Here is a 2513-nt window from a genome sequence, read left to right on the forward strand (position 1 = left end):
GAGATACGCACGACCCATCTGACCGGTTTGACCACGGACATGGGGATCGAGATCGGAAAATTACTGTATTGGAACCGGGAAGGGCGGAAGGACGGCGAGGCCGCCGTCACCGCCAACTTGCGCAAGCTACGCGTGCATGCAACCCTGGTCGGCGCGTTTTTGATCGGCGGCCTGGCCGGCGCGCTCGGTTTTCATTACGCGGGTTTCATCTCGACGGTGCCGCTGGCGCTGGCACTCGCAGCCATTTCCATCGCCCCGGTTTTCCATCAGTCCGACCAGTGACAGCCTGCCGATCCGTCTAGCCGGCAGAAATCTGCTTGCCCGCAGCCTGCTCAGCCAGGCGCAGCTCCAGCTCCGTCATCTTCAGTTCCAGCGCGTCGAGCTTGGCGCGGGTCTTCGCCAGCACTTGCGCCTGGATATCGAATTCCTCCCGCGTCACCAGATCGAGCTTGGAGAAACCCTGGGTCATCATCGCCTTGACGTTTTTCTCGATGTCCTTGGCGGGCGAGTTTTCGATGGCTTGGTTGATCTTGCTTTGCAAGTCGTTGAAGAAATTGTTCATGTCCATGTCGTTTCCTTTGCGCAAGCGCAAATATTGCACCAATTTGGTGCGTTTTTGCTCTAATTCGGTGCGCGCGCCGTCGCCCATCATGCGCTGCACAAAAATTCCACTTTATTAAGATCGAATTTGGGTCGCAAGGGCGGAAAAACAAGGGCCGGCGACCCAATTTCGGGCTGGCATGCTATCTGCTAATGGAAACATAACCCATCAGAGCGCGACATCACGCCACCGATTTTAAACCGCAACTGCACCATTCGTTCAATTCACAATAGGGAATCGCAATGAATAAACTCAATAGCCAGTTAAAGCTTGCCGCGGCGATCACTCTTGCCTTTGCCTCGCTGGGTGCCTCGACCGCCCGAGCGGAGGACGCCAAGCCGGACAATGAAGTCAGCTTCAACGCGGCTGTCACGACGGACTACCGTTATCGCGGCATTTCACAGTCGCGCCTGAAGCCGGCGCTGCAGGGCGGCGCCGACTATGTCAACAATCCAAGCGGCTTCTACGCCGGCACCTGGCTGTCGACCATTCATTGGATCAAAGATTCTGGCGGCGACGGCGACATCGAATGGGATATCTACGGCGGCAAGAAGGGCGAAATCGCGCCCGGCATCAGCTACGACGTCGGTGGCCTGTATTATTTCTATCCGTCGAACAGCCTGCCCACCAGCGCCAACACCTTCGAACTCTACGGCCAGATCGGCTACGGACCTGGCTACATCAAGTACTCGCACTCAACCACCAACCTGTTCGGCTTCCCCGACAGCAAGAACAGTGGCTACCTGGACGTCGGCGCCAACCTCGAAATCGCGACCGGCCTGATGCTGAACCTGCACCTCGGTCACCAGAACGTCAAGGGCAACGGCGACTTTTCCTATACCGATTACAAGGTCGGCGTGACCAAGGACCTCGGTTTCTGCTCGGTGGCGCTGGCGGCAATCTACGCCGATACCAAGGCGTATGTAGGCCCGGCCGGCAAGAATCTGGCCAAGACCGGCGCGGTGCTGACCGTGTCGAAAACTTTTTAAGCGAGGCTTTGTATGAAACTCATTACTGCCATCATCAAACCGTTCAAATTGGACGAGGTACGCGAGGCGCTGTCGGCGATTAACGTGCAAGGCATTACAGTCACGGAAGTCAAGGGATTCGGCCGCCAGAAGGGACACACCGAGCTGTATCGCGGCGCCGAGTATGTGGTCGATTTCCTGCCCAAAACCAAGATCGAGGCGGCGGTCGACGATGCGATCGTCGACCAGGCGATCGAGGCGATTGAGAAAGCTGCCCGCACCGGCAAGATCGGCGACGGGAAAATTTTTGTGTACAACCTGGAACAGGTCGTCCGTATTCGTACCGGTGAAACCGGCAACGAAGCGCTTTAAGGAGAATATAGATGAGTAAAACGATAACAAAATGGCTGTCCGGGATCGCCGTCGCCGTTGCCCTGGGCGGCGCCCTGAGCGCCAGCGCGCAGGACGCGGCCAAACCTGACGCGCCTGCCGCAGCCGCGGCCGCTTCCGCAGCGGCGCCTGTCGCCGCGCCGGCGCTCGTGGCGCCTGCCGCCGCCGCTCCTGCCGCCGCTGCCGCCGCTCCGGCTGCCCCGGCAGCCGCGCCGACCCCGAACAAGGGCGATACCGCCTGGATGTTCATCGCCACCGTCCTCGTGATCATGATGACGATCCCGGGCCTGGCGCTGTTCTACGGCGGCCTGGTCCGCTCGAAAAACATGCTGTCGGTGCTGATGCAGGTCTTCATCATCTTCGCCCTCATCATCGTGCTCTGGTGCATTTACGGCTACTCGATCGCGTTCACGGAAGGAAACAGCTTCTTTGGCTCGTTCGACCGGCTATTCCTGCGAGGATTGACGCCTGACTCCAACACCGGCACGTTCAGCAAGGGTGTGGTCATTCCCGAGTTCACCTTTGTCGCCTTCCAGGCCACGTTCGCCGCTATT

The 2513-nt window shown here is 58.9% G+C and carries 4 protein-coding genes and 1 pseudogene; 4 read left to right on the forward strand and 1 reads right to left on the reverse strand.

Annotated features, from left to right (window positions below):
* Positions 1–282, forward strand: a 282-nt coding sequence (locus JWQ61_RS06660) for a DUF1275 family protein (protein ID WP_304359835.1), incomplete at its 5' end; no start/stop codon positions are given.
* A 16-nt stretch (positions 283–298) separates the two neighbouring features.
* Here JWQ61_RS06660 and JWQ61_RS06665 read toward each other — a convergent pair.
* On the reverse strand, positions 299–568 hold the full coding sequence (locus tag JWQ61_RS06665) for an accessory factor UbiK family protein (RefSeq protein ID WP_304359836.1): 270 nt from the start codon (positions 566–568) through the stop codon (positions 299–301).
* 275 nt (positions 569–843) lie between these two features.
* Here JWQ61_RS06665 and JWQ61_RS06670 point away from each other — a divergent pair, with 275 nt between their 5' ends.
* The 3 genes and pseudogenes from JWQ61_RS06670 to JWQ61_RS06680 form a co-directional block, all read left to right on the forward strand.
* A complete protein-coding gene (locus tag JWQ61_RS06670; protein ID WP_304359837.1) occupies positions 844–1590 on the forward strand; it encodes a TorF family putative porin in 747 nt (248 codons plus the stop codon).
* Positions 1591–1602: 12 nt separating this feature from the next.
* On the forward strand, positions 1603–1941 hold the full coding sequence (locus JWQ61_RS06675; RefSeq protein WP_304359838.1) for a P-II family nitrogen regulator: 339 nt from the start codon (positions 1603–1605) through the stop codon (positions 1939–1941).
* An 11-nt stretch (positions 1942–1952) separates the two neighbouring features.
* Positions 1953–2513: pseudogene (locus tag JWQ61_RS06680) on the forward strand (ammonia channel protein); the annotation flags it as partial.

The organism is Collimonas fungivorans (genome assembly GCF_028292705.1).
Classification (GTDB): domain Bacteria; phylum Pseudomonadota; class Gammaproteobacteria; order Burkholderiales; family Burkholderiaceae_D; genus Collimonas; species Collimonas fungivorans_B.

Coding starts and splice junctions, on each gene's coding strand:
- JWQ61_RS06670 (WP_304359837.1), top strand. CDS start 844: ATGAATAAACTCAATAGCCAGTTAAAGCTTGCCGCGGCGATCACTCTT.
- JWQ61_RS06665 (WP_304359836.1), bottom strand. CDS start 568: ATGGACATGAACAATTTCTTCAACGACTTGCAAAGCAAGATCAACCAA.
- JWQ61_RS06675 (WP_304359838.1), top strand. CDS start 1,603: ATGAAACTCATTACTGCCATCATCAAACCGTTCAAATTGGACGAGGTA.